Origin of the sequence: Lapillicoccus sp. (assembly GCF_039935575.1) — a bacterium.
Taxonomy (GTDB): Bacteria; Actinomycetota; Actinomycetes; order Actinomycetales; family Dermatophilaceae; genus Lapillicoccus.
This window is the reverse complement of sequence record NZ_JBDTKA010000146.1, coordinates 1-6214: the sequence shown is the minus strand read 5'-3', so window position 1 is coordinate 6214 and position 6214 is coordinate 1. Positions and strand designations below refer to the sequence as shown.

Below are 6214 nucleotides of genomic sequence, written 5' to 3'. Positions count from 1 at the left end.
GTGGCGAGGGGATAGAGATGAGACGCGTAGTCGGGGCTGATGACCAGCAGGGTCACGAAGCGACGTCCCGGTAGAGGCCGGCCAGCGCGGCCGCCATGGTCTCGATGCCGAACCTCTCCTTGACCAGGCGCCGGGCCTGGGCAGCACGAAGGTCGGCTCCCGTAGCGGCGGCGAGGTCGAGGGCCGCCACCACAGCGGCGGCGAGTTCCCTGGGTGAGCCGGTGTCGACGAGTATGCCGGTGACCCCGTTGTCGACGTAGGTCGCCGGGCCGCCCTCCTTCGGGGCTACCACGACCAGCCCCGAGGCCATCGCCTCGAGGATGGCGATGCCGAACTCCTCCTTGAGGCTGGCGGACACATACACCGCACCGGGCGCGGCCAGCTCTGGACGGCCGAGTCGAGCGGCCGCGAGCCAGACGGCGACGACGGCGTTCGGACGGTGACCCGCAAGCAGCAGACCCCGCCCCGGTCCGTCGGCCCGCGGGACGACCGCGTCGATGAGGGCCACCTGCTCACGCTCGTCGTCCGTGGGCTGCTCGAGGTCTCCGCCCACGACCAGCAGGTTGCACCGGTCAGAGAGCACCGGGTCGGCCACCCACGCCTGAACGAGCGTGGCCATGCCCTTGACGCGGTGCAGTCGACCGACGGTGAGCGCCAACGGCAGCATCCGCCGTTCGGGAGGAAGCTTTTCCAGCACCGCATCGAGCACGCCGAGGGCCAACACCGTCGCCTCGTCAGCAACGTCACCGCGGGAGGCGGCGGATACCTCTCTCGCAGCGCGGTTGAGCGGAGCGCGGTCGATGCCCTCCGGCACGACGCTGACCCGGTAGCCGTCCAGCTCGAGGTCGAGACCGAGCAGGTTCTGCAGGTCGGCAGCGAGCGCTGGTCGCGGGAATACCACGAGATGTGCCGCCTGCTCCTGCAGCTCGCGCAGCAGCCGGACGCGGAAGAAGAGGTGCTCCGTGTGATCCGCAGCGCCGAAGCTCTCCCGAGTCAGGCTGCCGTCCGCCTCCCGCGAAGCGATGCTCGCGTGAGGGTCCGGCGCCACCGTCAGGACGATCGGGACACCGAGGTCACGGGCGGCCTCGGCAGCCGCCCAGGAGGCGACGTCCAGCATCCGCAGGTGCAGGACGTCCACCCGGGTCCTGGCCAGGATGCGCCGCAGTGCGCGGCGGACGGCGACCCGCAACGGCCAGGCCTGCGCGGCGGGAACGGGCGGACCCCACAGGGGTACAGGAAGGTAGTGGTGGCCGGGACGGTCGACCGTATTGAAGTTGGACTCATCGCCCGACTTGCCCCGCGAGATGGTGAGGACCCGCCCGACCGGGCGGTCCAGGGCAACGAGGGCGTCACCCAGGTGGACGAGCAGTGTCGCGATGCCGCCGGTGTCCCCCCGCCCCGCGTGGAGCAGCTGGCCGTCGATGTCCGCATGCAGGAAGAGCTGCGCAACGGTGATGTCCTCCTCCTTTTCCTCCTGCCACTGCGCTGCCGGTGACGACGCGCGAGCGTCCAGATCCGAAAGAGCCAGCCGGGCTATCGACTGCAGTGGCCCGTCGCCGTACGCGATGTGAGCGTGCGCGATGTGCTCGAGCGTGGCTCGGACCTCGGTGTTCGCAGGCCCGGCGTTGTCGCCGAGGGCCGCCACGGCAGCCGCTCGCGACCCGGGTGGCTCCTGTTCGTCAGCGGCGATACCCCACACCAGGGTCAGGCTCGTCGTGCCCGGCACTAGTCCGAGGGTCTCGACCAGCCGGGCCCGGCGATCCTCCTCCAACGCTGCCGTCAGCGCCGCAGCCAATGCCTCCCGCACCGGGTCGGGATCTGTCCCGGCCCAGGTCTCCAACGTCCGCTGGGCCAGGGCGCCAGTGAACCCGCCGGTGGCGACGAGCGCCACTAGGCCCGGGAGCGCCGCCGACACCAGCGGCCTCGAGCCCAGAGCCCAGGCGCCATGCTCACGAAGGTGAGCTTCCTGCCGGTGCAGCAGCGCCGCGAGCGCCGAGGCCGGCGCCTCGCCCGCGATGGCGCTCAGCGCATGCACGGCCAGGATGGCCGTCAGCTGGTCTGACTCGTAGGTCGCCTCGTCCAGCAGCACAAGCGCCGATGCCGGGTCGTCCTCTCGCGCCGCACCGGTGACGTCGGGCTGAAGGGCTCCGACGATCGTCGAGGTCCGCAGCCGGTCCAGCCGGCGGCCCGTGTCCCCCGCGACGTGCAGCGCCATGACCTACCCCCAGGTGTTGTCCTCCGCACCTATTCACCGCAGGGCCACGGTATGGATGCACTCGGAAGGTGTCAGTCCCCCACCAGCGCCGCACGCACCTTCTCGGCCGCACCGTCGAGCTGGGTGACCTCGGCGGTATCGAAGTCCTGGGCGTGCACAGTCGTGACGAGGCGTTCGAGCTGCGCGCGGACGACGTGGCGCTGATCGGGTCGGCAGTGCCAGCCCAGCTCCGTGAGCAGTTGGAAGAGGCGGTGCATGACCTGCGGGTCGGACGCGCCGTAGCGGCGAGGTTGGCTGATGGCGACATCGACCAGGTTCTCCAGGTCGGGCCCGCGCCGAACGACCCTGATGCGTTGGTCGTCGTCGGACAAGACCAACGGCCCCAGGTCGTACCCGGCGAGCTCGCACAGGAGGGCGGAGATATGGCCGAGGGCATGTGAAGCGGTCGTGGGGTCGTTGATCCCCGGAGAAAGTGCCTTGTTGGCAACGTCGGTCAGCTGTCGGAGCCCGTAGCCGATGTCCTGGACGGCGGTCCGTTCGACACCGGTGTGGACGCTCTTGTCGAGCGCCTGCTGCAGCCGGCGGCGCACCTCTTCGTCATCGGCGGCCGCCGAGGTCGACCACGCCGACCCGACCGGGCAGCCTTCGACGAGTGAGCTGCCGATGTGCGTGTTCAGGACGACCACCACGTCGAGGTCGACACAGATCCCCAGGAGCTCGCCGTCGTCGACACGGACCAGGAAACCCGACCCAGGGGCGGTCAGCGTCCACGCGTGGGGCGGGGTCTGCGGGACGTGCCGTGGCTCTTCCGGAGAGGGACCGAGCTCGTCGAGGGTGGACCGTAGCGTTGCGGTGGCGTCCTCGTGGACGTCGTGCAGCATCGTCTCGACGCGGATCTGTCGGGCCAGGTGGGCCAGGAAGACGACCAGGACGATGACGCTCGCGACGGCCAGGACGAAAGAGAGGGTGACCGAGACCCGAGGTACGAACTCGGGTACGGCGGCGTCGCTGCTTCGAACGGTCCGCAGCACGGTCAACGAGTACGTGAAGGTGGCGAGGAAGACGCCCAGGGTGGCCTGGACGAACATGTCGCTGGTGAAGGTGCGTAGTAGTCGTGGCGAGAACTGGCTGCTGGCCAGCTGCAGGGTCACGACCGTCAGCGAGAACGTCAACGCGGTGACGGTGATCAACGAGCTCGACACCGCGTCAAGGACGGTTCGGGCGGCGCCCGCGTCACCGCCGAAGATCACGGCGGACAGCCAGTCCGGCAGGGATCCGTCGACCGCTGCGTCGAGGTGCGGGACGGCCAGGCCCGCGACGAGCGCAGCGACCACTGACATGACCGGGAGTGGCCACAGCTGTGAACGGGTCGCGTCTCGCAGCGCTGCCAGCGGGGATGTCACGGTCACGGGCTCACTGCCGAATCCAGCTGAGGCCGGTGCGCCAGTACAACGATGGCGGTAGCCATCAGGGGAATGTAGGTGAGGTGGACGGCGAGACCGGTGACGAAGTAGGCCAGGTCGCCGTTGGGGACCCACCAGCCGGCCAGAGTGACGAGCGGGACGACGCCCACGGCAGTGACGTTGAGCAGCGCCAGGCCGACGATCCCCACGGGCTGGCTGACCGTCGGGCGGAGTGCGCCGAGGGCGAGGACCTGAAGGCAGTACCCCGCGGATGCTCCTACCACGAACAGCCACACACCGAGGGGGCCGGGGTAACCGTGCCTGCCCAGGCAGATGGCCAGGCTTCCGGCGATCGCGAGGGTGAAGCCTTGCGGGAGGACCAGCATGTGGGTCAGGCCCATGGCGGTCGTGCGCCACGGCCGGCCGCCCCCACCGAGGACGGTTGCAGTCACACTGTCGTTGCCGTTCACATCTCCTCCTTGAGCCCTCGTGGGATGAGGAGCCAGTCGACCGGGCAGGCGGTCGCACCTCGAGTTCCGGTGAGGTCGCGTCCTTAGAGGTTGTACACGTATGCAACCCAACCGTCGGTGATGTCTCGGCGCTCGTCGCAGGTCTTTCGAACTTCTGATCGTCAGGCTATCGACGCCGTCGGGCGCACCTGGTCACCGCACGCTGAGCCCGTCCAGTGCCAGACGACCCGACCGCGACGCGTTGGCGCTGGTCCGACGTCGCAGCACCGTCCGCAGCCGGAGCGCGGCGGCTACGGCCAGCCCGCTGACCACCAGGTGCGCGACGACGAAGGTCGTCCCGTGACCAGCGCCCAGCGCCACGCCGGCGAGCAGCGGCCCCACCGCCGAGACACCGGTCTGCAGCGCGGCAACCAGACCCAGTGTGGTCCCGACCATCCCGGCCGGAGCCAGGCTGGCAGTGAGGGGGTTGAGGACGGGCGCGAACAGCGTCTCGCCGACGGCGAAGATGCCGTAGGTCGTGACGAACAGCGTCGCTGCGATCTCTGGCATACCGGCCGAGATCGCGAGGATGCCCCAGCAGAGCACCCAGATCGAGCCGACCACGACGAGCAGTGCGGCGGCGTCACGCCGTGCGGTGAGCTTCACGACGACCATCTGGAGGGCGACGATGACCAGGCAGTTGACGGCGGCGGCAGTGCCGATCGTCCGCGCGGGTACCTCGAGGACGAGCAGCGCGTATGCCGGCAGTCCCGACTCGAACTGGGCGTAGAAACCCAGCGTGATCAGGACGGTGACGACGGCCACCCAGCGCAGACCCGGGATGCGGGACAGCCGGACGATCGTCGACCAGGTGCTCGCCCGGACAGGCTCAGCCGGCCCGACTGGCCCGACCGGCTCGACCGGCTCGACCGAGAGATCGTCCACCGCCGAGTGGGTGCCGGACCCCGGCCTCCAGCCGAGGCCGGCCACCCCGATGAGGGTGGCCGAGATCAGGAAGCCGGCCGAGGCCATGGCGAACGCCGGCCACAGGCCGTCGGGCGAGGAGAGGTCGACGACCTGGGCGGCCAGCAGGGCCCCGATGGCCATGCCGACCGAGGAGGCCGTGAACTGCCAGGCGAAGACCTTGCGACGGTCGCGTGAACCGACCCACTGCAGAACGAGGACGGACTGCGCCGGCTGGGCCGCCGTGATACCGGCGCCGAACACCAGCATGGCGAGCAGGAAGGTGACTGGCGTACCAGCAAGGATGAGCGCCGCGCTGGCCACAGCTGCCACGAGCTTTGCGACGACCGCCACCCGGACCGGCGAGAGCCGGTCGGCCAGCCGACCGCCGAGCGGCGCCGCCACCAGTGCGCCGATGGAGAACAGGCTCGACGCACCAGCTGCTATCAGCGTGCCCCACCCACGCGAGCTGGCCGCGTATGCGTACTGGTAGGGCAGCACCGTGCCCCACCCCAACATCCCGACTGCTCCTGCGAGCACGAGCAGGTTCGCCCGCTTCATCACTGACCCTCGACCTTCGACTTCATACACTTGTCGCTCTAAGACTTCGAAATCGAAATATTAGCATGCCACAATGAACGAGTGTCAACCACCAGCCGTGGTCCCACGGCTCACGAGCGCTACCGCGAGGACGTGGCCGCCTACGTCGCCGCCGGCGGCGAGGAGACCGTGCAGCGCGTCACGACCGCCATCAACGGCCTGCACAAGCGGCTCGGGCAGTGGTACGACCGGCAGCTCGTCGACCTCGGGCTCAGCCAGGGCGAGTGGGCCGTGCTGTCACAGCTCGCGACCTGCCCCGAGGGCGCCGCGATGACCCCCACCCAGCTGGCCGACGCCGCCGGGATCGCTCCCTCGTCGATGACCCACCGGCTCGACCGGATGAGCGAGCGCGAGCTCGTCTCCCGCTCGACCGACCCCGCCAACCGCACTCGGGTGCGGGTCACCCTGACGGCGACCGGGTGGGAGATGTTCTCGGCCGCGATCCAGGAGTCCGACGTCGTCGAGGGCGACGTGCTCAAGGCGCTCGACCCAGCGCAGCGCGGGCAGCTCGCTGTGCTGCTGGAGAGGGTCATTGCCGGGTTCGACGACGTGAGAGAGCCCTAACCGGGTGGGCTGCACCGGCG

Annotated in this window: 5 protein-coding genes; 1 reads left to right on the top strand and 4 read right to left on the bottom strand. The window is 69.9% G+C overall.

Features of this window, described 5'->3' with window-relative positions; all coding sequences use genetic code 11:
* Positions 1-52: 52 nt before the first annotated feature.
* From ABI385_RS17275 to ABI385_RS17260, 4 genes are all read right to left on the bottom strand, one after another.
* Positions 53-2215: a glycosyltransferase gene (locus tag ABI385_RS17275; protein ID WP_348105001.1), complete on the bottom strand. Its 2163-nt coding sequence runs from the start codon at positions 2213-2215 to the stop codon at positions 53-55.
* Positions 2216-2286: 71 nt separating this feature from the next.
* Complete coding sequence (locus ABI385_RS17270) at positions 2287-3624, bottom strand: DUF2254 domain-containing protein (protein WP_348105000.1); 1338 nt, start codon at positions 3622-3624, stop codon at positions 2287-2289.
* Positions 3621-4088 (bottom strand): hypothetical protein, encoded by a 468-nt coding sequence (locus tag ABI385_RS17265; protein ID WP_348104999.1) that lies wholly within the window; start codon positions 4086-4088, stop codon positions 3621-3623. The genes ABI385_RS17270 and ABI385_RS17265 overlap by 4 nt, the downstream gene beginning before the upstream one ends.
* A 192-nt stretch (positions 4089-4280) precedes the next feature.
* A complete protein-coding gene (locus ABI385_RS17260) occupies positions 4281-5591 on the bottom strand; it encodes an MFS transporter (protein WP_348104998.1) in 1311 nt (436 codons plus the stop codon).
* Positions 5592-5672: 81 nt separating this feature from the next.
* Here ABI385_RS17260 and ABI385_RS17255 point away from each other — a divergent pair, with 81 nt between their 5' ends.
* Entirely contained in the window at positions 5673-6194 is a 522-nt protein-coding gene (locus ABI385_RS17255) for a MarR family winged helix-turn-helix transcriptional regulator (RefSeq protein WP_348104997.1), read from the top strand.
* Positions 6195-6214 lie beyond the last annotated feature (20 nt).

What these genes read in the sequence shown, in the direction of transcription:
- ABI385_RS17275 (WP_348105001.1), bottom strand. Translation starts at nt 2,215, where the DNA reads ATGGCGCTGCACGTCGCGGGGGACACGGGCCGCCGGCTGGACCGGCTG.
- ABI385_RS17260 (WP_348104998.1), bottom strand. Translation starts at nt 5,591, where the DNA reads ATGAAGCGGGCGAACCTGCTCGTGCTCGCAGGAGCAGTCGGGATGTTG.